This window comes from Xanthomonas sp. NCPPB 3959 (assembly GCF_056675575.1).
On record NZ_JBWWVR010000012.1, the window covers coordinates 172,970 to 196,783 of the forward strand.

At 65.6% G+C, this 23,814-nt stretch carries 22 protein-coding genes; 7 read left to right on the forward strand and 15 right to left on the reverse strand.

The genetic code is table 11. The features are described from left to right. Positions 1-34: 34 nt before the first annotated feature. The 6 genes from AC1KVG_RS15375 to rph all read right to left on the reverse strand — a co-directional run bounded on the left by AC1KVG_RS15375 (position 35) and on the right by rph (position 5,874). A complete protein-coding gene (locus AC1KVG_RS15375) occupies positions 35-382 on the reverse strand; it encodes a PilZ domain-containing protein (RefSeq protein ID WP_481094955.1) in 348 nt (115 codons plus the stop codon). Then, positions 379-2,811 carry a DUF1631 domain-containing protein gene (locus AC1KVG_RS15380; RefSeq protein WP_481094956.1) on the reverse strand — a complete coding sequence of 811 codons (2,433 nt, stop codon included), beginning with the start codon at positions 2,809-2,811 and terminating at the stop codon, positions 379-381. The genes AC1KVG_RS15375 and AC1KVG_RS15380 overlap by 4 nt, the downstream gene beginning before the upstream one ends. A gap of 178 nt (positions 2,812-2,989) precedes the next feature. Continuing rightward, complete coding sequence (gene hemW, locus AC1KVG_RS15385) at positions 2,990-4,147, reverse strand: radical SAM family heme chaperone HemW (protein WP_481094957.1); 1,158 nt, start codon at positions 4,145-4,147, stop codon at positions 2,990-2,992. Between the two features lie 16 nt (positions 4,148-4,163). Next, a complete protein-coding gene (rdgB, locus tag AC1KVG_RS15390; RefSeq protein WP_481094958.1) occupies positions 4,164-4,763 on the reverse strand; it encodes an RdgB/HAM1 family non-canonical purine NTP pyrophosphatase in 600 nt (199 codons plus the stop codon). After that, positions 4,760-5,152: a VOC family protein gene (locus AC1KVG_RS15395; RefSeq protein ID WP_481094959.1), complete on the reverse strand. Its 393-nt coding sequence runs from the start codon at positions 5,150-5,152 to the stop codon at positions 4,760-4,762. Before AC1KVG_RS15395 ends, rdgB begins: the two co-directional genes overlap by 4 nt. Further along, positions 5,149-5,874, reverse strand: coding sequence for a ribonuclease PH (gene rph / locus AC1KVG_RS15400; protein WP_005996762.1), 726 nt, complete (start codon positions 5,872-5,874; stop codon positions 5,149-5,151). Before rph ends, AC1KVG_RS15395 begins: the two co-directional genes overlap by 4 nt. A gap of 109 nt (positions 5,875-5,983) precedes the next feature. Between rph and AC1KVG_RS15405 the strand changes: the two genes are divergently transcribed. The 3 genes from AC1KVG_RS15405 (at position 5,984) to rpoZ (ending at position 8,199) form a co-directional block, all read left to right on the forward strand. Further along, complete coding sequence (locus AC1KVG_RS15405) at positions 5,984-6,844, forward strand: YicC/YloC family endoribonuclease (RefSeq protein WP_168958750.1); 861 nt, start codon at positions 5,984-5,986, stop codon at positions 6,842-6,844. Between the two features lie 152 nt (positions 6,845-6,996). Next, on the forward strand, positions 6,997-7,608 hold the full coding sequence (gene gmk, locus AC1KVG_RS15410; RefSeq protein WP_005996765.1) for a guanylate kinase: 612 nt from the start codon (positions 6,997-6,999) through the stop codon (positions 7,606-7,608). Positions 7,609-7,899: 291 nt separating this feature from the next. Next, complete coding sequence (gene rpoZ / locus AC1KVG_RS15415; protein ID WP_002812428.1) at positions 7,900-8,199, forward strand: DNA-directed RNA polymerase subunit omega; 300 nt, start codon at positions 7,900-7,902, stop codon at positions 8,197-8,199. 195 nt (positions 8,200-8,394) lie between these two features. On the opposite strand, the gene AC1KVG_RS15420 is transcribed toward rpoZ, so the two are convergent. The 9 genes from AC1KVG_RS15420 to AC1KVG_RS15460 form a co-directional block, all read right to left on the reverse strand. Further along, positions 8,395-10,056 carry an FGGY-family carbohydrate kinase gene (locus tag AC1KVG_RS15420; RefSeq protein WP_481094960.1) on the reverse strand — a complete coding sequence of 554 codons (1,662 nt, stop codon included), beginning with the start codon at positions 10,054-10,056 and terminating at the stop codon, positions 8,395-8,397. Between the two features lie 3 nt (positions 10,057-10,059). Continuing rightward, positions 10,060-10,839: an SDR family NAD(P)-dependent oxidoreductase gene (locus tag AC1KVG_RS15425; RefSeq protein ID WP_481094961.1), complete on the reverse strand. Its 780-nt coding sequence runs from the start codon at positions 10,837-10,839 to the stop codon at positions 10,060-10,062. Between the two features lie 79 nt (positions 10,840-10,918). After that, positions 10,919-11,938: an ABC transporter ATP-binding protein gene (locus tag AC1KVG_RS15430; RefSeq protein ID WP_481094962.1), complete on the reverse strand. Its 1,020-nt coding sequence runs from the start codon at positions 11,936-11,938 to the stop codon at positions 10,919-10,921. A gap of 25 nt (positions 11,939-11,963) precedes the next feature. Continuing rightward, positions 11,964-12,794, reverse strand: coding sequence for a carbohydrate ABC transporter permease (locus tag AC1KVG_RS15435; RefSeq protein WP_115006829.1), 831 nt, complete (start codon positions 12,792-12,794; stop codon positions 11,964-11,966). Position 12,795: 1 nt separating this feature from the next. Then, positions 12,796-13,665, reverse strand: coding sequence for a carbohydrate ABC transporter permease (locus AC1KVG_RS15440; protein ID WP_481094963.1), 870 nt, complete (start codon positions 13,663-13,665; stop codon positions 12,796-12,798). Between the two features lie 102 nt (positions 13,666-13,767). Beyond that, positions 13,768-15,063 carry a carbohydrate porin gene (locus AC1KVG_RS15445; protein WP_481094964.1) on the reverse strand — a complete coding sequence of 432 codons (1,296 nt, stop codon included), beginning with the start codon at positions 15,061-15,063 and terminating at the stop codon, positions 13,768-13,770. A 96-nt stretch (positions 15,064-15,159) separates the two neighbouring features. Further along, positions 15,160-16,503: an ABC transporter substrate-binding protein gene (locus AC1KVG_RS15450; protein WP_481094965.1), complete on the reverse strand. Its 1,344-nt coding sequence runs from the start codon at positions 16,501-16,503 to the stop codon at positions 15,160-15,162. Positions 16,504-16,687: 184 nt separating this feature from the next. Then, complete coding sequence (locus tag AC1KVG_RS15455) at positions 16,688-17,641, reverse strand: sugar-binding transcriptional regulator (protein ID WP_005996784.1); 954 nt, start codon at positions 17,639-17,641, stop codon at positions 16,688-16,690. A 25-nt stretch (positions 17,642-17,666) separates the two neighbouring features. Next, positions 17,667-18,365, reverse strand: a complete 699-nt coding sequence (locus tag AC1KVG_RS15460; protein WP_481094966.1) for an HAD family hydrolase — start codon at positions 18,363-18,365, stop codon at positions 17,667-17,669. Positions 18,366-18,558: 193 nt separating this feature from the next. On the opposite strand from AC1KVG_RS15460, the gene AC1KVG_RS15465 reads away from it, so the two are divergent. The 4 genes from AC1KVG_RS15465 to AC1KVG_RS15480 form a co-directional block, all read left to right on the forward strand. Then, entirely contained in the window at positions 18,559-20,730 is a 2,172-nt protein-coding gene (locus tag AC1KVG_RS15465; RefSeq protein WP_006451365.1) for a RelA/SpoT family protein, read from the forward strand. A 71-nt stretch (positions 20,731-20,801) separates the two neighbouring features. Further along, positions 20,802-21,182, forward strand: a complete 381-nt coding sequence (locus AC1KVG_RS15470) for a RidA family protein (RefSeq protein ID WP_481094967.1) — start codon at positions 20,802-20,804, stop codon at positions 21,180-21,182. 30 nt (positions 21,183-21,212) lie between these two features. Continuing rightward, entirely contained in the window at positions 21,213-23,357 is a 2,145-nt protein-coding gene (recG, locus tag AC1KVG_RS15475) for an ATP-dependent DNA helicase RecG (protein ID WP_481094968.1), read from the forward strand. Positions 23,358-23,494: 137 nt separating this feature from the next. After that, positions 23,495-23,814 (forward strand): nucleoside hydrolase (locus AC1KVG_RS15480; RefSeq protein ID WP_481094969.1); only part of this gene is annotated, 320 nt, incomplete at its 3' end.

Below are 23,814 nucleotides of genomic sequence, written 5' to 3' on the forward strand. Positions count from 1 at the left end.
ATTTTGCCGCAATCCTGGCAGCGGCGCTGTGCCTTCAGCCGGCCATGTGTTCTTCGGAGATCCAGGCGCGCAGGCGTCGCCGATGTGGCTCCGACATGGTCAGAAAGCGAAAACCGGCCCAGGCCTGTCCGGGGGCGTGCGCGGCTTCGGACCACAGCAGGTGCACGCCGACATCGATCTCGGTGGCGCGTCCCACGCGCTCGGGCAGGGTGAAGCGCAATTGATACAAGGCGTCGTCATGCAGCGGAACCGAAGCCAGCAACAGCATGCCGGTTTCCGACACATTACCAACGCGGCCGATCTGCGCCTCGCTGAGCATGTCGGTGACCGGCACCAGATCGGTCGGTTGACGGCGCGGTGCGCGACGGGTGTCCTGGATCATGGGGCGACCTCTGCAGCAGGCGACTGGCCGGCAAGGTGACGTAACGTGCGCACGGTGGCATGCCAGGCGCGATCAATCAGACGCGATTTTTCTTCGATCAGCAGGCGCGCCTGGCCGCCGGCCATCAGCCGCGCCAGACCATCCAGCGACTGCTCGCCGATCTTTTGCCCACGCTGATTGACGAATAGCGCGTTGTCGGTCATCGGGCTGTACCAGGACAGCCGTTGCCGACGCAGATCGCCCTGCTGGTTGACCACGAATTCGAACCAGGTGCCGAATGGCAGGCTGCGCAACTGCGTGTAGTACGCCTCTTCGGCCGACGAGCGCTGTGTGGCGATGTCCTTGCGCGGGGCGTTGTCGCCCTGGTCGCCCAGCCGCGTGCGCGCCCTGAGTTTGGCGGTGAGTTCGGTGCGCGAGGTCATCTCGTCCTCGCCACCGGGCGTGGACAGGCGCCGTGCGATCGCCGCTGCTTCGTCCTGGTGATAGCCGATCTGCAGCAGCGCGGTTTCGACATCGCCACCGAGCGCGGTGTCGGTGGGCTGACCTTTGCTCAGGCAGGTGACCTCGGCGATACGCGCCGTCAGCGCCTGGCGCTCATCCCATTCGGGCGATTGCTCGCCTTGCCGCAGCAGCGTGAGCGTGAGTACGTCCGACCACGCCTGGCGCAGCAGCGATTGCACGAAACGCGGCGGCGCGCTCTGCTCGCACAGATCCTCGATGCGCTCGGCGGCCTGCTGCTTGGCCGATTCCAGCCGTTCCTTGCCGCGTGCGGCATCCACGTGGCGCCGCTCGGCGACCTCGGCCTTGCGCGCCAGTGCGCGTAGATGCGTCTGGATCTCGTCGTTGGCCGCAGCGAAGACGCTTTCGTCGCCGTGATAGTCGTTGACGATCTTGTCGACCGCATTGCCCAGCTTGTGCAGCAACTGCGGGTCGACATCGTCCTCGCCCAGCCACACCGCACCGGACTCGGCCACGGTGTTGAGCAATTCGCGCACCGGGTGCTGATCGCGCACGAAAAAATGCGTGTCGGCCAATGCCGCGCGCACCACCGGTACCTGCAACTTGGCAAGCAAGGTCTGCGCCGGGGTCTGCTCGCGCACTTCGCGTTGCATCTGCGCGTAGAGCAGGCCGAGCAGGTCGAAGGTGTCGGTGTCCTGCGGCGATAGCGCCGCGTCCGGGCCGTGCTGGGCGCGCAGCAACTCCAGCACCTGCCGCTGCACCGCATCGATGCCTGCCCCTGCAGTCGATTGCGCAGCTAACGCGCCTTGCATGCTGGCCAGCGCGTCGCCGAGCGCGGCTTTGGGGACTGCCGTGGAAGCCAGCTGGGGAAACACTCTTTCAGGTGTTGCCTGCGAGCCTGTTACGGGCGCTGTGCCGTGATTGGCAGCGCCGTGATTCGATGCACTGTGATGCGCAGATGGGCCTGCGTTGCCGGCCGCCTGCGACTGACGTGCCGACGACATCAGGCCGCCAAGCGCCTGCATTGCATCGCTCAATGCAGGTGTTGCCTGCTCACCGTATGTAGCCGCAGCCAGTGTCATCGGAAAATCTGACGGATCCAGCAAGGCGCTCTGCCACGGTGTCGGTGCGGACTGCCCGCTCCAGCCGGTCGCCGGTTGCCCGCCACGCGGCGGCATCGCGCGCGCGTTGGTGGGTGCAGCATCCTGCGATCCAATGGCCGATGCAGGCAGCGCACGCCGCGTCTGCACCTGCGTGGGCTTGACCAGATACGGGTGATAGATCAGCCCCGGCAGGATGCCTTCTTGTGCGAGGACGCTGTTGACACGCTCGTACAGATCGTTCAAACGCTCGATCAGCTGACGCTCGAACACGCGGTACAGCGTGAGTTGCCCATCCAGGCTCAGCCCCAGCGTTTCGCCGCATTGGCGCAGCAGCCGGCACAGCGCGTAAGGACCGAGCGGGACTTCTTCGAGTTCGAATTCGGCAACCACGCCGATCACCGCCAACCGTTGCGCCAGCAATTGCAGCGCATCGGCACGGCGCGAGGTTTCGCGGCGTGCGATCTCGCTGAGCACGATGTCGCGGTCGATATCGGTGTCTTCCACCAGTGTGAGCATCTGCGGATGCGCCGGCGCATCGGCCAGCGGTGTCAGCGACGGGCGCTCGCGCAGGTTGGCCAGATCCTGCGCCAGCTGCTGCAGAAAGGCTTGCGGAAACCGATCGATATGATCGCGCAGGCCACGCGTCTGCGCGTAGGTTTCGGCCTGGATCTGGCTGTTGCGCGCATGTTCGGCCTGATGCAGCAACTCGCGTTCCAGCTCGACGATGGTCAGTCGCAGCGGCCCGCTGAGCGCCTGCACGCAGAGCGCGTGCAGTGCCGCGAGCAGATGCCGGCCGCGCGCGGAAACCGGCGCATCGGCAATCGGGCCGCTGAGTGTGTGCTGCAGGGAAGAGGCGGGCGTGGACATCCGTGGAGGTGTGCTCGGTTCGAAGCGTGAGCTATGTAGCATGTTTTCCGCGTTGCCGCGCGACATTGGAGCGGCCAGGCGCGGCCATTCTCGGTGCGATGGACCCCTCGAACACTCCAGACCTGCCGTGCCGGTCACGCGTGGATGACGGGCGCTCGCGAGGGTTTGCTGACCAGCGTCAGGTCAGGAATAACTCGACCACGTCGTTGGTGAAGCGGCGGCCCAGTTCGGTCGGTATCACGCGTCCGTCCTGCTCGGTCATCCAGCCCTGCGCGACCGCGCGCGCCAACGGCGCTGCGATCTCTGACGCCTCCAGACCGGTGGAGGCTTCGAAATCGCTCAGCCGGAAGCCTTCGTGCAGACGCAATACATTGAGCATGTATTCGAATGGCAGCCGCGCGCGCGGCACGACCTCATCGCCGCCGATCGACGCGGCGTTGCCGGCGCTGGCCAGATAGCTCTGCGGATGTTTGTGCTTCCACCGCCGCAGTACGTGCTGCTCGGCGCCGGAACTGATCTTGCCGTGCGCACCGGCGCCAATGCCCAGATAATCGCCAAAGCGCCAGTAATTGAGGTTGTGCGCACATTGCCGCCCGGGCTTGGCGTAGGCGCTCACTTCGTACTGCGCGTAGCCGGCCTCGGCCAGCAGACGCTGGCAATGTTCCTGGATATCCCAGGCCGCATCGTCGTCGGGGATGCCTTTGGGCGGCCGCGCGAAGAACACCGTGTTCGGCTCCAGCGTGAGCTGGTAATGCGACATGTGCGTAGGCTGCAACGCAAAGGCGCGCTCGAGATCGCGCTCGGCCTGCGCCAGGGTCTGCTCGGGCAGCGCGTACATCAGGTCGATATTGAAATTGTCGTAGCCGGCATCTTGCGCGAGTTTGATCGCGCGCTCGGCCTCGGCACTGTCGTGGATGCGACCGAGCCGCTGCAGCGCCACATCGTCGAAGGTCTGCACCCCGAAGCTCAGGCGGTTCACGCCGGCGGCGCGATAACCATCGAAGCGGCCATGCTCGGCGGTACCTGGATTGGTTTCCAGGGTGATCTCGAGATTTGGTGCAAAGCGCAGCCGCGCAGCCGCCGCTTGCAGAAATCTGTCGATGGCTTGGGGCGGAAACAAGCTCGGCGTGCCACCGCCGAAGAACACCGAATGCACCACGCGCCCCCACACCAGCGGCAAATCGTTATCCAGATCGCGGATCAACGCATCCACGTACTCCTCGAACGGCAGCACGCCCTTGGCCGCGTGCGAGTTGAAATCGCAGTAAGGGCATTTGCGCACGCACCAAGGCAGGTGCACGTACAGCGACAGCGGCGGTGGAATCAGGTCGGACACTGCATCAGGCCATCGTTCACAGCGACAGGGCGTGCAGCTTGTGCTGCAACGTAGCCAGTGCCACCGCACGGTGACTCAGCCGGTTCTTCAACGCAGTCTCCATTTCCGCAGCGGTCAGGCCGTACACCGGGTCCAGAAACACCGGGTTGTAGCCGAAGCCGCCATCGCCGCGCGGTTCGGTGGTGATCACCCCTTCCCAGCTGCCTTCGGCGATCAGCGGTTGCGGATCTTCCGGATGACGCAGCAGCACGATCACCGCATAAAACCGCGCGCTGCGGCGCTCGGCCGGCACGTCGCGCATGGCCTCGAGCAACTTGGCGTTGTTGGCCTGCGCATCGGTTGGGCTGCCGGCATAGCGCGCGCTATACAAGCCGGGCGCGCCGCCGAGGGCATCGACGATCAGGCCGGAGTCGTCGGCCAGTGCCGGCAGGCCGGTGACCGCGCTGGCATGACGCGCCTTGATCAAGGCGTTCTCGACGAAGGTCAGGCCGGTTTCCGGCACGTCTTCGACACCCAGTTCGCCCTGCGCCACGATGCGCAGCGGCAGTTCTGCGAGCATGGCACGGAGTTCTTCCAGCTTGCCGGCGTTGCCGCTGGCCAGGACCAGTTGTTTCATTGCTTGGGCTCCAGCAGATCCCACTTGGTGCCGTACAGGTCGCGGAATACAGCGACCGTGCCGTACGGCTCCTCGCGCGGGGTTTCCAGAAATTCCACGCCGAACGCCTGCATGGCCGCGTGGTCGCGCCAGAAGTCCTCGGTGTAGAGGAAATGATCCACCCGCCCACCGGTCTGGTCGCCGATGCGCGCCTGCTGCGCGGCGTCGGCCGGCTGCGCAAGCAGCAAGCCGGCGTCCTGCGCGCTGCCCGGGCCGATCACCACCCAGCGCTTGCCACCGTCGAGCAGCCGGTCCTGCAGCACCTGGAAACCCAGCGCGCCGGTGTACCAGGCAATCGCCGCGTCGTAGTCGGCAACCAGCAGCGTGGTCAGGGCGATGCGACGGCTCATCCGGCCAGTGCAGCGCGTTGCAGGGCGAACAATTCGCCCATGCCTTTTTCGGCCAGGGCGAGCAGCGCGTTGAGTTCGTCGCGGCGGAACGCGTGGCCTTCGGCGGTGCCCTGCAGCTCGATGAAACCGCCACCGTCATTCATCACCACATTCATGTCGGTGTCGCAGTCGCTGTCTTCGGGGTAATCCAGATCCAGCACCGGCTCGCCGCGATAGATGCCCACCGACACCGCAGCGACGGCGCCGATTAAAGGATGCTTCTTGATGTCGCCACGCTTGAGCAGCAGGTTCACCGCATCGGCCAGCGCCACGTAGGCGCCGGTGATCGCAGCGGTGCGGGTGCCGCCATCGGCCTGCAGCACGTCGCAGTCCAGGGTGATGGTGCGCTCGCCCAGGGCATTGCGATCCACACAGGCGCGCAATGCGCGGCCGATCAGACGCTGGATTTCCAGCGTGCGCCCGCCTTGCTTGCCACGCGCGGCTTCGCGGTCGGAGCGGGTGTGGGTGGAGCGCGGCAGCATGCCGTATTCGGCGGTCACCCAGCCTTCGCCCTTGCCGCGCAGGAACCCCGGCACGCGGTTTTCCACGCTGGCGGTGCACAGCACGCGCGTGTCGCCGAAGCTGACCAGCACCGAGCCTTCGGCGTGACGGGTGAAAGCGCGTTCGATGCGCACCGGGCGCAGCTGGTCGGCCGTGCGGCCGCTGGGACGGGAAAAGGTCATGCGATGAGTCCGGAAGTCGGGAGGTGGGTCTGGGTCAGCGCGTGGCGAGGCGGTCAGCCAGCGCGGGCGGCTAGGGTACCATTCGCGCTTTGAAGGCACGGGACTGACGATGATTCGAAGCATGACCGCGTTTGCTGGCGGCGAACGCATCACGCCCTGGGGCACGCTCGGTTGCGAGCTGCGCTCGGTCAACCACCGGTTTCTGGAAATAGGCGTGCGCCTGCCCGAAGAACTGCGTGCGCTGGAGCCGATGCTGCGCGAACGCGTGGCGGCAAAAAACAGCCGCGGCAAGCTGGATCTGGCGCTGCGCCTGCGCGCGCCGGACAACGCGCAGACCCTGGCCGTCAACGAATCCTTGCTGCAGGAACTGGGCGCACTGGCCACGCGGCTCGACGGTGTGTTTCCCAAATTGCAGGTCGGCTTCACCGATCTGTTGCAGCTACCCGGCGTCCTGCAGGTGCAGGACGTGGACGCACCGGCGTTGCAGGCGCAGGCCCTGGCATTGCTCGATGAGGTGGTGGACAGTTTCGTCGCCGCGCGCGAGCGTGAAGGCGGCAAGCTGGCCGAGGCGATCAGCGAGCGGGTGGATGCCATCGAACGCATCGCCGCCGAAGTGCGCACGCTGATTCCGGCCATTCGCGAAGGTCAGCGCGCCAAGCTCGCCGCACGCCTGGCCGATCTGCCGCATCCGGTGGACCCGGGGCGCGCCGAGCAGGAACTGGTGCTGTGGCTGCAGAAGCTGGACGTGGATGAGGAGCTGGATCGCCTGTCCAGCCATATTTCCGAGATCCGCCGCGTGCTCAAGCAGCGCGAACCGGTCGGCCGTCGATTGGACTTCCTGCTGCAGGAATTCAACCGCGAAGCCAATACGCTGGGCTCCAAGTCGGTGGACAGCCGCACCTCCAACGCCGCGGTGGATCTGAAGGTGCTGATCGACCAGATCCGCGAGCAGGTGCAGAACATCGAGTAGCCGGGATTTGGCATTGGGGATTCGGGATTGGCTGACGGCAACTGGCATGCGTCGGCGTGCTGCGGCCAATCCCGGTAGCATATCGACCCCGGTGGCACCGGCCCCGCAACCCGTTTGCGAATCCCGACCCCCCAATCACGAATCCCCGACCTATGCGCGGCACCCTCTATATCGTTGCGGCTCCCTCCGGCGCCGGCAAGAGCAGCATCGTCAACGCCACCCTGGCGCGTGATCCCAAGATTGCCTTGTCGATCTCGTTCACCTCGCGCGCGCCGCGGCCCGGCGAGCGGCATGCCGAGCACTACCACTTCGTCTCCGCCGACGAGTTCCAGGGCATGATCGAAGCGGGTGACTTCTTCGAATACGCGCTGGTGCATGGCGACTGGAAGGGCACCGCGCGGCAGTCGGTGGAGCCGCAGCTGGCTGCCGGCCACGATGTGCTGCTGGAAATCGACTGGCAAGGCGCGCGCCAGGTGCGCCAGAAAGTCCCCGACGCGGTCAGTGTGTTTATCCTGCCGCCCTCGCGCCAGGCGCTGGACGAGCGCATGCGCAAGCGCGGTCAGGACAGCGAGGACGTGATGGCGCAGCGCCTGGCCGCCGCACGCGAAGAGATGCTGCACTTCGAAGAATTCGATTACGTCATCATCAACGAGACCTTCGACACCGCCGTCTCGGAGATGTGCGCGATCTTCACCGCCAGCCGGCTGCGTCGGCAGGCGCAGCAGCAGCGGCATGCCGGCCTGATCCAGGCGCTGCTTGACTGAGTTCTGGTGTGGTGGGTGTAGCGGCGATCCTCGGTGTCACGGTGCGACGACGCCGCAGCTGAAGATCGGCATTCTGCCCGCATGTCGCCGCGGCTTGGGGGAAACGGCCGGCCAGGCCTGCGTGGCTGTTCTGCGCACCAGGACGGCGCTGCGTCTCGATCGATTTGCTCCAAGTGGCTGATTCCAAAGAAAACTGAATGACAGCCGGTTGCCCGCCCAGCGGCCCCGGCGTACACTCCGCCCCCTTTCCCTCATTCGATGCGCGGCCGTTGCTGGTCGCCGGGAGCCCGCATGGCCCGCATTACCGTAGAAGATTGCCTGGAAGTCGTGAACAACCGTTTTGAGCTGGTCATGATGGCCTCCAAGCGCGCCCGTCAGCTCGCCAACGGCGTCCAGCCGCTGATCGAAAATGCCGACGCCAGCGACAAGCCCACCGTGATGGCGCTGCGCGAAATCGCCGCACGCCGGATCGACAACGCGCTGATCGATGAAGTCGAGAAGGCCGAGCGCGAGCGCGCCGAGCGCGAAGCGCTGGAATGGGCCGCCGCCGAAGTGGTCGCCGACGAAGACATGTCCAAGAACGACGATTGATTGCATCGCCTCACGGCGTGAGCAGGTGATATCCGGATAGCCCGCCTTGCGCGGGCTGTCTGCGTTTTGGGGGCGATAGACGTGGCGGCGGCAACGTAGTGCGATTGCCGGCAATCGACCGGCGTGGCGGTGGTAATCGCGGCGAAGGTGTTGCCCTTGTAGTAACCGAACGCGCTCAAACGCGCCGCACTCCACTCAGTCGGCAGGATCCGCTATATGCGCCATCTCGCCACGCAGCGTGCGATCCAGTGCCTGCATCGCGTGATAGCAGCGCCGTTTGGCGGCATGCAAGCGGGCGATGTCCGCGGGCGTTGGCGCGGTGCTCGCGCCCAACCCGCTCATCGCCGACATCGCTGCAGGCAGGTCGGCGTAGCCGCCGCTGGCGACTGCGGCCAGCATCGCACTGCCCAGCAGCACCGGTTCGGCGGTGGCGGCCACGTGGACCTGCACGCCGCTGGCATCGGCCATCAGCTGGCGGACCAGGCGGCTGTGGCTGGCGCCGCCACTCATGATCACGCTGTCGAACTGCACCCCTTGGGCGCGCAACGCATCAATGATGTCGGCCAGACCGTAGCCCAGGCCGCATACGCCGGCGACGTAGAGCGCTTCCAGACCCTGCAGGTCGTGGTCGATGGTCAGCCCGGCGATGACGGCACGGGCGTTTGGGTCGGCATCCGGCGAGCGGTTGCCCAGGTAATCCGGCAGCACGTGCAGCCCGCGCGCCAACAAGGCCGCCTGCGAGGGATCGCCTGCTCGCGCCAGCACCCGTTCCTCCAGCCACGGCAACAACTGCATGCCGGCCGCCGCTGCCTGTGCGCTGGCATCGGCGTAGCCTGGATGCGAGCGCACCAGGCAATCGATCGCCACGCCGGCTGCGGACTGGCCGCCTTCGTTGAGCCACAGACCCTCGACCAGCGCCGAGCCGTACGGCCCCCAGACACCGGGGGTGAAGCAAGGCGTCCGGGTGCTGGCCAGCACGCAGGCCGAGGTGCCCAGGATGTAGGCCAAGCGCGCGGTGAGCGACACCGGACGGCCCTGTGCGGACGGACTGGCGATGGTGCCGATGGCGCCGGCATGCGCGTCGATCAGCGATGCGCCTACCGCGAGACCGGCAGGCAGCCCCAGTTCGCTTGCGGCCAGCGGCGACAGCCCCTGGCCCAGCGCGGTGCCCGGCGCCACCACTTCGCTTCCGATCCGCGCAGCAGCGTCGTCCAGCAACTCGGCCAGGCCGATGCGTTCGAAGTAGCGCCGGCTCCAGCCGCCCTCGTGCTGCACGTAGGTCCACTTGCAGGTGACCGTGCATAGCGAGCGCGCGGTGCAACCGGTGGCGCGCCAGGTCAGCCAGTCGGCCAGATCGAAGAAGTGCGCGGCACGCGCGTAACTGTCCGGCAGGTGCTGTTTGAGCCACAGCAGCTTGGGGGTCTGCATTTCCGGCGAAATCTGCCCGCCGACGTAGCGCAGCACCGGCTCGCCGGTGGCGTTGATCTGCTCGGCCTGGGCGATGGCGCGGTGATCCATCCACACGATCACATCGCGCTCGGCCTGGCCGCTGGGACTGATGCACACCGGCCCGCCGTCGGCGGCCACCGCCACCAGCGAGCAGGTGGCATCGAAGCCGATGCCGGCCACCTGCACGGCGTCCACGCCGGCGTGTGCCAACGCGGCGCGGATCGCCTCCACGCAGGCCTGCCAGATGTCGGCGGAAGACTGCTCGACCATCTCGCCGGGCAGGTACCAGGTCTGGATGGAATGGCGCGCGCTGCCCAGCAGTTGCCCGTGCGCGTCGAACAGCCCGGCGCGGACACTGCCGGTGCCCACGTCCACCCCGATGTAGATCGCCTCGTTATGCATGCGCATGGCTCACCAGCAGGTGTAGCCGCCATCGGCCAGCACGATGCTGCCGGTCATCAGGCTGGCGGCAGGGGAGGCAAGAAACAGCGCCACCGAGGCGATTTCTTCCACTTCGCCCAGCCGCCCCATCGGCGTGCCGCCGATCCAGGCGTCGTACATCGCCGGGTCTTCCTTGACGAAGGCATTGAGTGGCGTGGCGATGTAGGTGGGCGCAACTGCATTGACGCGCACGCCGCGCGCGCCCCACTCGGCGGCCAGCGATTTGGTCAGGTGATGCACCGCTGCCTTGGAGGCGTTGTAGTAGGCCTGCGCTTGCGGTTTGTTGACGATGAAGCCGGACATCGAGCCGACGTTGACGATTACGCCGTCGCCGCTTTCCAGCATGTGCTTGCCGAACGCGCGGCAGCACCAGAAGGTGCCATTGAGATTGACGTCGATGACATTGAGCCAGTGCTCGTCGGTGACCGTTTCGGCCGGGGTCTGGCTACGTGCGATTCCGGCGTTGTTGACCAGGATGTCGACCTTGCCGAACTGTGCGTTCAATGCATCGGCCACGCTGGTGACGCGCGCCGAATCGGTGACGTCCATCTGCACGATCTGCGCATCCAGGCCCTTGCTGCGCAGGGTGGCCAGGCCTTGCTCGGCCACAGCGCAATCGTGATCGGCAATGACCACCTTGGCGCCGGCCTCGGCCAGCGCTTCGCAAATCGCCAGGCCGATCGCGCGGCCGCCGCCGGTGACGACCGCCACGCGGCCATCGAGTTTGAACTTGTCCAGATACATCGGCATATCTCCTGCTGGTCTTGCGTGGGGGGAGGAGCGAAACGGGGGAGGAACACATGGGAGGAACAACGAGGGAGTGGCGCGCTCAGCGCATGGCCTGTTGTTGCGCGTCGAAGCGATGCAGATGCTGTGGATCGGGGATCAGGGTCACCGTCTCGCCGACGTGCACGCGCAGATCGCCGGTGCAGCGCGCATCGACCGTGCCCACGCCGGGGATTTCGACGTAAACGAAGGTGTCGCTGCCCAGATGCTCGGCCTGGATCACGCTGCCCTGCCAGGCATCGCCGGTGCCGGGTGCTGGGCTGCCGCGCTGCACGGCGATATGTTCCGGGCGCACGCCGAGCGTGACCGCGCCGTGGCGCGCGGCCACCTCACCCTGCAACAGATTCATGCGCGGCGAGCCGATGAAGCCGGCCACGAACACGTTGGCAGGGCGTTCGTACAACGCCAGCGGCGTACCCACCTGCTCAATGCGTCCGGCCTGCAGCACCACGATCTCGTCGGCCATAGTCATTGCTTCGACCTGGTCGTGGGTGACATATACCGCGGTGGTCTTGAGCTGCTTCTGCAGGCGAGTGACTTCCAGGCGCATCTGCACGCGCAGGGCGGCATCCAAATTGGACAGCGGCTCGTCGAACAGGAAGCCCTTGGGCTCGCGCACGATGGCGCGGCCGATCGCCACGCGCTGGCGCTGGCCGCCGGACAACTGCCCGGGCTTGCGGTCGAGATAATCGGTGAGGTTGAGCACGGTGGCGGCCTGTGCTACGCGCCGCTCGATCTCGGCGCTGGGCACGCGCGCCATCTTCAGGCCGAAGGCGATGTTCTTGCGCACGCTCATGTGCGGATACAGCGCATACGACTGAAACACCATCGACAGCCCGCGCTTGGCCGGCGCCAGGCCGGTGACGTCCTGGCCGTCGATGAGGATGCGCCCGCCGCTGACGTCTTCCAGACCGGCGATCAAGCGCAATAATGTGGTCTTGCCGCAGCCGGACGGGCCGACAAAGACCACGAACTTGCCATCGTCGATCTCCAGATCCGCGCCGTGGATGACCTGTGTGTCGTCGAAGGATTTGCTGACACCTTGCAGCGTAATGCGTCCCATGAACCACCTATCAAAGTTGAGTGATCTACTTCACCGCGCCGAAGGTGAGCCCGCGCACGAGCTGCTTCTGGCAGAACCAGCCCAGCACCAGGATCGGCGCGATGGCCATCGTCGAGGCGGCCGACAACTTGGCCCAGAACAGGCCTTCCGGACTCGAATACGAGGCGATGAACGCGGTCAACGGCGAGGCCTGCGACGAGGACAGATTCAACGACCAGAACGCCTCGTTCCAGGCCAGGATCACGTTGAGCAGCAGCGAAGACGCGATGCCGGGAACTGCCATTGGCGCCAGGATGTAGAGGATCTCCTTGCCGATGGTTGCCCCGTCCATGCGCGCCGCTTCCAGGATGTCCTTGGGGATGTCCTTGAAGTAGTTGAACAGCATCCAGACCATGATCGGCAGGTTGCTCAGGCACAGCACGATGATCAGGCCCAGCTGCGTATCCAGCAGCCCGGAGTCGCGGTACAGCAGATAGATCGGCACCAGCACGCCGACCGGCGGCAGCATCTTGGTGGACAACATCCACAACAGGATGCCGCGCGTGCGCTTGGTGGGCGCGAACGCCATCGACCACGCGGCAGGGATGGCGATGGCAAGCGCGATCAGGGTCGAACCCAGCGATACCGCCACCGAATTCCAGGCATGCGCAAAGTAGTCGCTGCGGCCTTGCACGGCCACATAGTTTTCCAGTGTCCAATGGAAGAATACGAAGCTGGGCGGGCTGGAAAACGCATCGACTTCGGTCTTGAAGCTGGTGAGCAGCATCCACAGGATCGGGAAGAAGATCACGCCGCCGACCACCCATGCGGCAACCGTGGTGACGAGGATGTGCAGCGTGGAGGTACGACGGGCCATCTCAGGTCTCCAGGTTCTTGCCGACGATGCGCACCAGGAAGATGGCCGCGATATTGGCCAGCACCACGGCGATCAATCCGCCTGCCGACGCGGCGCCCACGTCGTACTGCAGCAGTGCCTGCGAATAGATCAGGTACGCCAGGTTGGTGGTCTGCAGGCCGGGCCCGCCGCCGGTGGTGACGTAGATCTCCACGAACACGGTGAGCAGGAAGATGGTTTCGATCAGCACCACGATGGTCAGCGGGCGCGCCAGATGCGGCAGGGTCAGATGGAAGAAGCGGTCGAACGCACCGGCGCCATCCATCAGCGCGGCTTCCTGTTGTTCTTCATCCAGCGATTGCAACGCGGTCAGCAGGATCAGCACCGCAAACGGCAACCATTGCCAGGCCACAATGACGATGATGGAAAACATCGGGTACTGGGTGAACCAGTCGATCGGGGTCAGGCCAACGCGCTGCCACAGCCACGCCAGCAGCCCGGAAACCGGATGCATCAGCAGGTTCTTCCAGATCAATGCGCTTACCGTCGGCATCACGAAGAACGGCGCGATCAGCATCAAGCGCACGATGCGGCGACCCACGAACACCTGATCCAGCAGCAATGCGATCAGCACGCCGAACACCGCAGTGATCGCCAGTACCGACGCGACCAGCAACAAGGTATTGCCCAGCGAGGACACAAACGCCGGGTTGCCCAGGAAGTAGCGGTAGTTGCCCAACCCGACAAAGGTCTTTTCCGGCGTGAGCAGGTTGTAGTTCAACGTGGAAAACCACACCGTCATCGCCAGCGGCACGATCATCCAGGCCAGCAGCAGCACGATCGACGGCGCGATCAGAAACCGTGCGAGTTTTTGCGTTTGATGGGTGGCCATCGGCAAGGTCCAGGGTGGAGGCAGGCAGCGCGCCTGCAATGCATGGCAGCGGCCGGATGCGTCGACGCAGGGATGAGCGTCGAACGCACGGCCGGTCGGGCGTCAGAAGTTCAGGCTGACCTGTAGTCCGAAAATGGTGGCGTTGTCGCCATCCAGTCCACCCGGATGACGGATGTACTGCACGCTGGGCATGACTTCGATCCCGCGGCTGACGGCAATGTTGTAATTGAGCTCGATGGGGTATTCGTAGCGCTGCACGCCAATGGCCGCCGCGCCTGCAGGCAAGCGCTGGTTGTAGCGGGTTTGCGCTGCACGCAAGCGATCGCTGAGCGCATTGCGGCCCACTGCCACGCCGACGCGATCGTTGGGGCGCGCAGCCGACAGTCCCTTCCAGAATCCGCCGATCGCCAGCACCTGGCCGACGGTGCTGACGTCGTCGTCGGCGTCGATGACGCTTGCGAACAGCCGCAAGCCGCCCCCGGCGCCATTGCTGGTGATCTGTTGTTCGACGTTGGCGTAGAACGCGCGATCGGTGTCCTGCAGCGCGGCCGGATCGGTGCCGAGGCTGGTCGGCACGCCCGAGCGGGTGTAGACGCGCAGTTGATCGTTGCTGTTGCGGGTCGCACCGATGCGGTAGTCGCCATCGATCCCGTTACCGTAGTCGGGCTTGTACTCCACTTCGGCCACCAGCATGGTGCCGTGGTCGTCGCCGGAGGTACCGAGCTTGAGACCTTGGTCGGTGGATCGGTTCTGCGGGTTGGCATCGTAGCCGCCCACGCGGAAAAACCAGCGTTTGTCCGGGCTTAAAGTGACCACGCCGCCCCAGGCACTGAGCGGGTCGCCATACCAGTTGTTGCTGATGTAGTTGGACGAGCCGCCGCTGCAAAAGGTCAGGTGCTGGTAGTTGCAATTGAGCGCGAAGAAATCGGCGCTGGGATACAGGCGGCCGGCCTTCAGCGTCAGCCTGTCGTCGAACAGGCGCTGGGTCAGCGAGAACTGGGTCAGGCGCGTCACATCGCCGCGCCCAAAGATCTGCTGCGACTGCAACAGCGTGGGGATGCCTGCGCTGTTGTTGATCAACTCGCCGTTGCGATTGGTGATCTCCAGTTTGAAATCGGCGCCTGACCAGCCCCACAGCCGTTCCAGGTCGAAGTAGCCGCCCAGGAAGAATTGATCGGCATAGGCAGTGCGCTCGCGTCGTCCGCCGGAGGTGTTGTGGGCGGTCTGGCTGAAGTGCGCCAGTTTGAACTGGATGCCGTCATCGGCCAGCCTGCTACGCAGGCCGCCCCAGTCGCCACCGATGTGTTTGTCCGGATCGAATGCCTGGGCGCTGGCCTGCGTGCAGGCCATACCGGCGAGCAACATCGTCAGCGCAGGTGTGGTGTGCCTGATCTTCATCGATTGCCTCGTGGGTTAGATACGGCGCCGTGACGCCGGAGCATGTCTGTGGCCGGGGGCGGGCCGGGCAGGGTGCCCGGCCCAGTGGACCTGCTCTTAGCGCTTGGGGTAGCCGGCACGCTGCATCTCGCGCTCGGTGGCGGCCTGCGCGTTTTTCAATGCCTCATCCACGCTGATCGAGCCGGTGAGTGCCGCGGAAAACTGCTGGCCCACGGTGGTGCCGATCGACTGGAACTCGGGGATGGCCGCGTACTGCACGCCGACATAAGGCACCGGCTTGACCGTGGGGTGATGCGTGTCGGCGCCCTGGATGGCAGCCAGCGTCTGCTTGGCGAAGGGGGCGGCCTTGAGGTACTCGGCCGTGGTGTACAGCGACTGGCGCGTCCCTGGCGGGACATTGCCCCAGCCTTCCTTGCCGGCCACCAGCTCGGTGTAGTGCTTGCTGGTGGCCCAGGCGATGAATGCCTGCGCCTTGTCGGCTTTTTTCGAACTGGCCGGGATGGCCAGATTCCAGGCCCACAGCCAGCCGGTGGTCTTGCCCTTGCCCGCATCCGGCGCCGCGGCAAAACCAACCTTGTCCGACACCTTGGATTCGCTCGGGTTGCCGATGAACGATGCGGCAACCGTGGCATCGACCCACATCGCGCACTTGCCGGCGGTGAACAGCGCAAGGTTCTCGTTGAAACCGTTGGACGCCGCACCCGGTGGGCCGGCCTCTTTCATGACATCCACATAGGTCTGCAGGGCGGCCTTCCATTCCGGCTGGTCGAACTGCGGCTTCCATTGTTCGTCGAACCAGCGAGCACCGAAGGCATTGCCCATCGAACTGATTAAGGCCATGTTCTCGCCCCAGCCGGCCTTGCCGCGCAGGCAGATGCCGTAGATGCCGGCCTGCTTGTCGGTCATCTTGCGGGCGGCCTCGGCCACGAAGCTCCACGAAGGCTGCGCCGGCATGCTCAGGCCGGCCTTCTGCAGCAGGTCGGTGCGATACATCAGCATCGAGCCTTCGGCATAGAAGGGCGCGGCATACAGCTGCCCCTTGTGACTGACCGCATCGCGGATCTGCGGGATCAGATCGTCCACCTGATAGGCCGCATCGAACGTGAGCGGCTTGAGCCAGCCGCGCTCGGCCCAGATCGGCACCTCGTAGGTACCGATGGTCAGCACATCGAACTGGCCGCCCTTGGTGGCGATGTCGGTGGTGACGCGCTGGCGAAGCACGTTCTCTTCCAGAGTGACCCACTCGAGCTTTATCTGCGGATGGGTGGCTGTGAAATCCGAGGTGAGCTTCTGCATGCGAATCATGTCGCCGTTGTTGACCGTGGCGATCACCAGGGTGTCGGGCTTGGATGCGGCGCCGCTGTCGCTCGCGCCGCCGCCGCATGCCGCCAGTGTTGCGCTCAGTCCCGCGCAGATCAGGGTCTTGATCGAAGTGTTCATACCGGTGCCTCAGCTTGAGGTTGGTTGAGCAAATGCCCGTGTGATGCGCATATGCCCACGGCCTTGCCGTGCTGTAAAGCACTTTCGATCTTGCAGCGCAGCATCGCAGCGCGCGCACAAGCGCCCGCACATGCCGGGAAATTTCAGCAATGAACCGCCATCGAGCCCGCTGCGATTGCGCCACTCAGCTGGCGAGCAAGGCCTTGGCGGTGTGCTCGTCGGTGATCAGGCCGTTGAGGATGCGGCCCTTCAGCGCGGCCTTGATCGGGCCCACCTTGGCGTTGCCCACGGCCACGCCGATCGACAGGCTGGTTGCCGGCACCGGATGCGGCACGCTGGTCAAACGCAGGTTGGTCCCTGCATCGATGATGTCGCCGGCTGCGGTGAGCGCCCAGCCGATCACTTCGCCCACCGCGCCCAGCCGGATCAGGTCCAGCAGTTCGGTGCGGCTGATGAAGCCATCCACATGCAGGGGCGCGGTCTGATCGAGCTGGCCGACACCGACCAAGCGCAGGTCGGCCTTTGCGGCGATCGCACGGACCCGGCGCACCGCCTCGATCCCCAGTAGCGTTTCGCGTTCTTCCTGCGAGGAAAGAAATACCGGCAGCGGCATCGGGTAGTGTTGCGCGCCGGTCAGGTCGGCCAAGCGCGCCACTGCATCGAACGGGCTCGCCGAGCCGTCCGGGGAGATATTGCCGACCAGCGAAACCAGCTGATGATTGCGCGTCTGCATCGCAGGAATGCGCTCCACCGCCGCGCGCATGGCGCGACCAGTGCCGATGCCGATGATGCTCGGGGTGTCGCTGCGCAGGGTGGATTCCAGCAGCGCCGCGGCACGTTCGGCGACACCGGTGACCAGGTGCGGATCGGCCGGATCGGTAGGCGCGACCTCGCAATAGCGCATGCCGAAACGATCCTGCAACTGCGCGGCCAGATCCATGCAGGCGGCGATCGGATGTTCCAGCCGGAAGGTGATCAACCGCTGGCTCAGGCACAACGACACCAGGCGCTGCGCGGTGGCGCGCGAGACCTTGAGCTTGCGTGCGATCTCATCCTGAGTGTTGCCGGCGATGTAGTACAGCCAGCCCGCTCTGGCTGCGGCATCGAGTCGGCTGGTGTCGTTATCGGGGTTGGCCATCGTCACATCTGTCTGCGTGGAAGTCTCAGCCTAACGTAGTGCCCAGGCGCTTGGTGCCGATGGCACCCAGTGCGGCGGCCACGGCTGGCATGTCTGCAAACACCTGCGATGCGCCTGCGGCAGTGAGTAGTGCGGCGGCCGCAGCGGTTGCGCGGTGATGGCCGCCGCCGGTGAATCCCCAGGTCTGCATCCCGGCCGCACATGCGGCCTGCACGCCGCTGGGGCTGTCTTCGATCACCAGGCAGGATGCAGGCGCCGCGTGCATGCGTGCGGCGGCGAGCAGGAACAGGTCCGGCGCAGGCTTGCCGCGGGCGACCAGCTCGGCGGTGTAGATGTGCGCGCCGAAATGGCCCACCAGGCCGGTGACCTGCAGGCACAGGCGAACCCGTTCCAGGTGGCTGGACGAGGCAACGCACCGCGGTGTCGGCAGTGCGTCCAGCAGCGCGGCCACGTCAGGCATCGGCTGCAGTTCGGTGGCAAAGCGTGCCAGTAGCGTGGCATTGAGGTCGCGCTCGAAGGTATCCGGCAGCGTGCGCCCCAGCGTCTGCACATACGCGCGCACGCTGCCCAGGCTGCGCCCGAGGAAGTGCTGCTGGACCCCATCGATGCCGATGTCCACGCCGTGTTGTTGCAGCGCCTGGGCCAGTACCGCGCACGCCAACGGCTCGCTGTCGACCAGCACACCGTCGCAGTCGAAGATCAGCAGGTCGGGCGGAGCGTGCATGGGTGAGGTCCCTGGGGCGATGCGGGGCCGAGTGTAGCAAGTTGGGTAAATGTCGCTCAGCTGGGCAAAATTGCATACTTCGCGCACGTTGCCGTTGCGGCAGGCGTGAAGCGGTTGCGCAGTGCCCGGTCACCAACGCGGCCGGCACGCATGCCGCGTTGCCGCAAACCGGCCACTGGCATAGTCTTCGCGCATGAACCCAGGCCCCACTGCCCAGGCGACCGTCGTGACGTCCTCGTCTCCCGACCCGGCCATCCCCGATTACGTCCTGCACCTTGAACGCGCTGCCAGCTACCTTCCCAAGGAGCAGCTGCCGATCCTGCGCCGTGCCTGGGAAGTAGGGGCCACCGCGCATGCCGGCCAGACCCGCAAGTCGGGCGAGCCTTACATCACCCATCCGGTCGCTGTGGCCGGCGTACTCGCCGAACTCGGCCTGGACATGGAATCGCTGATCGCCGCGATCCTGCACGACACCATCGAAGACACCCCGCTGACCCGCGAAGAGCTGGCCTCCGAGTTCGGCGAAGCGGTGGCCGAGCTGGTCGATGGCGTCACCAAGCTGGACAAGCTCAAGTTCCGCGACCGCCAGGAAGCGGCGGCGGAAAGCTTCCGCAAGATGCTGCTGGCGATGTCGCGCGACTTGCGCGTGATCATGATCAAGCTGGCCGACCGCCTGCACAACATGCGCACGCTGGGCGCGCAGAGCAGCGAGGCGCGCAGCCGCATCGCGCGCGAAACGCTGGAAATCTATGCGCCCATCGCACAGCGCCTGGGCATGAGCCTGATCAAGTCCGAGTTGCAGAACCTGGGCTTTCGCGCGCTGTATCCATGGCGTCACGCCATCATCGAAAAGCACATCCGCAGCCAACCGGTGGTGCGGCGCGAATCGATGGCGCAGGTGGAAGTGCAGCTGTCGCAGCGGTTAGCCAAGGAAGGGTTGGAACACCGCCTGGTCAGTCGCATCAAGACGCCCTGGAGCATCTATTCGAAGATGCACGAAGAGAACAAATCCTTCGACCAGGTGATGGATGTATTCGGCTTCCGTCTGGTGGTGCGTTCGGTGGCCGATTGCTATCACGCACTCGGCGCGGTGCATGCCACATTCAAACCGCTGGACGGGCGCTTTCGCGATTTCATCGCGATCCCGAAGGCCAACGGCTACCAGTCGCTGCACACCGTGTTGTTCGGCCCGTATGGCTCGCCGATCGAAGTGCAGATCCGCACCGAAGAGATGGACCTGATCGCCGAACGCGGCGTGGCCGCGCACTGGACCTACAAGGTCGGTTCCACCTCGCCCAACAGCGCGCAGAGCCGCGCACACGACTGGATCGTGGAGCTGATCGATTCGCAGCGCGCCGCCGGTTCGTCGCTGGAATTTCTGGACAACGTCAAGGTCGACCTGTTCCCGGACGAGGTCTATCTGTTCACGCCCAAGGGCAAGATCCTGGCGTTGCCGCGCAACTCCACCGCGCTGGATTTCGCCTACGCGGTGCATACCGATGTGGGCAACCGCGCGGTCGCCTCGCGCGTGGACAAAAAGTTGGTGCCGCTGCGCACCAAGCTGGTCAGTGGCCAAGCGGTGGAAATCATCACCGCGCGCTCGGCCACGCCCAAGCCGCAGTGGCTGGAGTTCGTGGTCAGCAGCAAGGCGCGCACCGCGATCCGCCACCAGCTGAAGCAACTCGAACACGAAGATGCCGTGCAGCTCGGCCACCGCATGCTCGATCGCGCGCTGGAAGCGATGGACAGCTCGCTGGAACGGCTGCCCAAGGGCCGCCTGGACGCCTTCCTCAGCGAGCACCGCTATCCGCGCCTGGAAGCCTTGCTGGCCGACGTGGCGCTGGGCAACTGGATGCCCAACCAGGCCGCGCAGGCCTTGATGGCCTATGCCGAACTGCGCGGTGGCGGTCACTCGAAGCATTCGCACGAAAAGATCCTGATCGACGGCAGCGAGCGCGGCGTGATCAGCTTCGCCAACTGTTGTCAGCCGATTCCCGGCGACGAAATCATGGGCTACCACACCGCCGGCAAGGGCATCGTGGTGCACCGGCTGGATTGCACCAACCTGGCCGAACTGCGCAAATCGCCCGAACGCTGGGTGCCGATCGATTGGGATTCGGGCGTCACCGGCGATTACGACACCGCCTTGGTGGTCGAGGTGGAAAACCGCACCGGCGTGCTGGCGCAGCTTGCCGCGGCGATTGCGCAGAGCCAGTCCAACATCGAGCGTGTGGATTACCTGGACCGCGATTTCAACGCGGCGGTGCTGCGCTTCAACATCCAGGTCCGCGACCGCCGCCATCTGGCCGAAGTGATGCGCCGGTTGCGGCGGTTGCATGTGGTGCAAAGCGTGGGTCGTCAGTAAACGCGCGCAACAGTCGAGCAAATCCGCACAAACGCCTAAACTGCTGCATACACCTTTGCAGCGGAGTTTCCATGTCCCAGATCATCCATACCGACCAGGCGCCTGCCGCCATTGGCCCGTACTCGCAGGCCGTGCGTGCCGGCAACACGGTGTATTTCTCCGGGCAGATCCCGCTGGATCCGGCCACCGGCGAGATCGTGCCGGGCGACATCGGTGCGCAAGCGCGTCGCTGCTTCGACAACCTCAAGGCGGTGGCCGAAGCAGCCGGCGGCTCGCTCGACAAGATCGTGCGCCTGGGCCTGTACCTGACCGATCTCGGCCAGTTCGCCGCCGTCAACGCGGTGATGCAGGAGTATTTCCAGGCCCCGTTCCCCGCGCGTTCCACCATCGAAGTCTCCGGTCTACCCAAGGGTACCGGCTTCGAAGTCGATGCGGTGATGGTGCTCGAGTGATCCAGTTCGACTGATCCGATTCGATCTGCCGTGCCACGCGCGCTCACCGTCACGCCGAGCCTGGCCGTTGCAGGCCAGGCGTCGCTGTCCAGCCTGCCCGGGGTCGGCCCGAAAGTGGCCGAGAAGTTCGCTGCGCGTGGCATTTTTACCTTGCAGGATCTATGGCTGCATCTGCCGCTGCGCTACGAAGACCGCACGCGGCTGACCACGATCGCGCAGTTGCAGGGCGGCGTGCCGGCGCAGATCGAAGGCCGCGTCGATGCGATGGAGCGCGGCTTCCGCTTCCGGCCGGTGCTGCGGGTAGCGGTGTCGGACGACTCGCACGGCACTTTGGTGCTGCGCTTTTTCCACTTCCGCGCGGCCCAGGTGGCGCAGTTCGCACCGGGCACGCGGGTGCGTGTGTTCGGCACGCCCAAACCGGGGCAGAACGGCTGGGAAATCGTGCACCCCAGTTACCGTGTGCTGGCGGAGGGCGAAGACGCCGGGCTGGGCGATAGCCTGGACCCGGTCTATCCGGTGTTGGAGGGCGTTGGGCCGGCCACGCTGCGCAAGCTCATCGGCCAGGCGCTGGAGCGGTTGCCGCCGGAGGCCGCGCTGGAATTGCTGCCGCCGCATTGGCTGCAGGACGAACAACTGCCCTCCTTGCGCGAGGCGCTGCTGACCATGCATCGCCCGCCGGTCAACACCGACCCGCAACAACTGCTCGCGGGCGGCCATCCGGCCCAGCAACGCCTGGCGATCGAGGAACTGTTGGCGCATCAACTCAGCCTGCGCCGCCAACGCATCGCCTTGCAGCGCTTTCATGCGCCCAGGCTGCCCGGCAATGGCAACCTCGTGCAGCAACTGCGCGCGGCATTGCCGTTCCAGCTCACCGGCGCGCAGCAGCGCGTGTTCGAGCAGATTGCGCGCGATCTTGCCAAGCCATCGCCGATGCTACGGCTGGTGCAGGGTGATGTCGGCAGCGGTAAAACCGTGGTCGCCGCGTTGGCGGCAATGCTGGCGGTGGAGCAGGGCAAGCAAGTGGCGCTGGCCGCGCCGACCGAACTGCTGGCCGAGCAGCACCTCACCAACCTGCGTGGCTGGCTGGAACCGCTGGGCGTGCGCATCGTCTGGCTGGCCGGCAAGGTCACCGGCAAGGCGCGTGCTGCGGCGATGGCCGAGGTGGCCTCCGGCCAGGCGCAGGTCGTTGTCGGCACGCATGCCTTGATGCAGGAGGCGGTGGTCTTTCACGACCTCGCGCTGGCCATCATCGACGAGCAGCACCGCTTTGGCGTGCATCAGCGGTTGGCGTTGCGCGACAAGGGTGCGGCTGCCGGCAGCGTGCCGCATCAGTTGGTTATGACCGCCACGCCGATCCCGCGCACCTTGGCGATGTCGACCTATGCGGATCTGGATGTTTCGGCTATCGACGAACTGCCACCGGGGCGCACGCCGGTGCAGACGATTGTCTTGAGTGCAGAACGTCGCCCGGACCTGGTAGCGCGCATCCGCGCCGCCTGCGCCGAAGGGCGCCAGGCGTATTGGGTGTGCACCTTGATCGAAGAAAGCGAAGAGCCCGGCAAAGGCGCGCCGCCTGGCCCTCCAAAGATCGAAGCGCAGGCCGCAGAGGTCACCTTTGAAGCGCTATCAGCACAGTTGCCGGGCGTGCGCGTGGCGCTGGTGCACGGCCGCATGAAGCCGGCCGAAAAACAAAAAGCCATGCTGGATTTCAAGCAGGGCCACACCGATCTGCTGGTCGCCACCACCGTGATCGAAGTGGGCGTGGACGTCCCCAACGCCTCGCTGATGATCATCGAAAATGCCGAGCGGCTCGGCCTTGCCCAGTTGCATCAGCTACGCGGACGGGTCGGCCGCGGCGCGGCCGCGTCCAGTTGCGTGCTGCTGTATCAGGCGCCGTTGTCGATGATGGCGCGCCAGCGTCTGGAAACCATGCGCCAGACCAACGACGGCTTCGTGATCGCCGAAAAGGATCTGGAGTTGCGCGGCCCGGGCGAATTGCTGGGTACCCGGCAGACCGGCCTGGCGAGTTTTCGCATTGCCGATCTGGCCCGTGATGCGGGGTTGCTGCCGCGCGTGCAGGTGCTCGCCGAACGCTTGCTGGCCGAAGCGCCTGAGATCGCCGATCGTGTCGTCGCGCGTTGGATCGGCAGTGCGGTGCGTTACGCAGCTGCGTGAGCGGCGGGGATTGGGCATTCGGGATTGGGGATTCGTAAAGCCAGGTCGCTGCGATCTGGGTGTGTAACGGATTCGCGTGCCTCGCCGATCCTTGCGAAGATGCGGCAACGAATCCCGAATGACCAATCCCGAATCCCATGACAAAGAAGATACCGCTGCTGATCGACACCGACCCGGGCGTGGACGATGCGCTGGCGCTGCTGATGGCGTTCAACGACACGCGTCATGAGGTGGTCGGCCTGACCATCGCCGCCGGCAACGTGGGCCTGGAGCACACCGTGCGCAACGCCTTGAAGGTCTGCGAGATTGCGGGCCGCGACGATGTGCCGGTCTACGCGGGCTGCCCGCAGCCGCTGCTGCATCCGTCGGTGGATGCGGCGCATGTGCATGGCATCGACGGCTTTGGCGACGTTGGTCTCGCACCGGCCAGGCGCACCGCCGAGGCCGAGCATGCCGC

Coding starts and splice junctions, on each gene's coding strand:
- AC1KVG_RS15405 (WP_168958750.1), top strand. CDS start 5,984: ATGATTCGAAGCATGACCGCGTTTGCTGGCGGCGAACGCATCACGCCC.
- AC1KVG_RS15375 (WP_481094955.1), bottom strand. CDS start 382: ATGATCCAGGACACCCGTCGCGCACCGCGCCGTCAACCGACCGATCTG.
- AC1KVG_RS15470 (WP_481094967.1), top strand. CDS start 20,802: ATGTCCCAGATCATCCATACCGACCAGGCGCCTGCCGCCATTGGCCCG.
- rph (WP_005996762.1), bottom strand. CDS start 5,874: ATGACCTTTTCCCGTCCCAGCGGCCGCACGGCCGACCAGCTGCGCCCG.
- AC1KVG_RS15450 (WP_481094965.1), bottom strand. CDS start 16,503: ATGAACACTTCGATCAAGACCCTGATCTGCGCGGGACTGAGCGCAACA.
- rdgB (WP_481094958.1), bottom strand. CDS start 4,763: ATGAAACAACTGGTCCTGGCCAGCGGCAACGCCGGCAAGCTGGAAGAA.
- AC1KVG_RS15465 (WP_006451365.1), top strand. CDS start 18,559: ATGAACCCAGGCCCCACTGCCCAGGCGACCGTCGTGACGTCCTCGTCT.
- AC1KVG_RS15440 (WP_481094963.1), bottom strand. CDS start 13,665: ATGGCCACCCATCAAACGCAAAAACTCGCACGGTTTCTGATCGCGCCG.
- AC1KVG_RS15430 (WP_481094962.1), bottom strand. CDS start 11,938: ATGGGACGCATTACGCTGCAAGGTGTCAGCAAATCCTTCGACGACACA.
- AC1KVG_RS15435 (WP_115006829.1), bottom strand. CDS start 12,794: ATGGCCCGTCGTACCTCCACGCTGCACATCCTCGTCACCACGGTTGCC.
- AC1KVG_RS15380 (WP_481094956.1), bottom strand. CDS start 2,811: ATGTCCACGCCCGCCTCTTCCCTGCAGCACACACTCAGCGGCCCGATT.
- rpoZ (WP_002812428.1), top strand. CDS start 7,900: ATGGCCCGCATTACCGTAGAAGATTGCCTGGAAGTCGTGAACAACCGT.
- AC1KVG_RS15445 (WP_481094964.1), bottom strand. CDS start 15,063: ATGAAGATCAGGCACACCACACCTGCGCTGACGATGTTGCTCGCCGGT.
- AC1KVG_RS15455 (WP_005996784.1), bottom strand. CDS start 17,641: ATGGCCAACCCCGATAACGACACCAGCCGACTCGATGCCGCAGCCAGA.
- AC1KVG_RS15425 (WP_481094961.1), bottom strand. CDS start 10,839: ATGCCGATGTATCTGGACAAGTTCAAACTCGATGGCCGCGTGGCGGTC.
- AC1KVG_RS15420 (WP_481094960.1), bottom strand. CDS start 10,056: ATGCGCATGCATAACGAGGCGATCTACATCGGGGTGGACGTGGGCACC.
- AC1KVG_RS15395 (WP_481094959.1), bottom strand. CDS start 5,152: ATGAGCCGTCGCATCGCCCTGACCACGCTGCTGGTTGCCGACTACGAC.
- AC1KVG_RS15460 (WP_481094966.1), bottom strand. CDS start 18,365: ATGCACGCTCCGCCCGACCTGCTGATCTTCGACTGCGACGGTGTGCTG.
- gmk (WP_005996765.1), top strand. CDS start 6,997: ATGCGCGGCACCCTCTATATCGTTGCGGCTCCCTCCGGCGCCGGCAAG.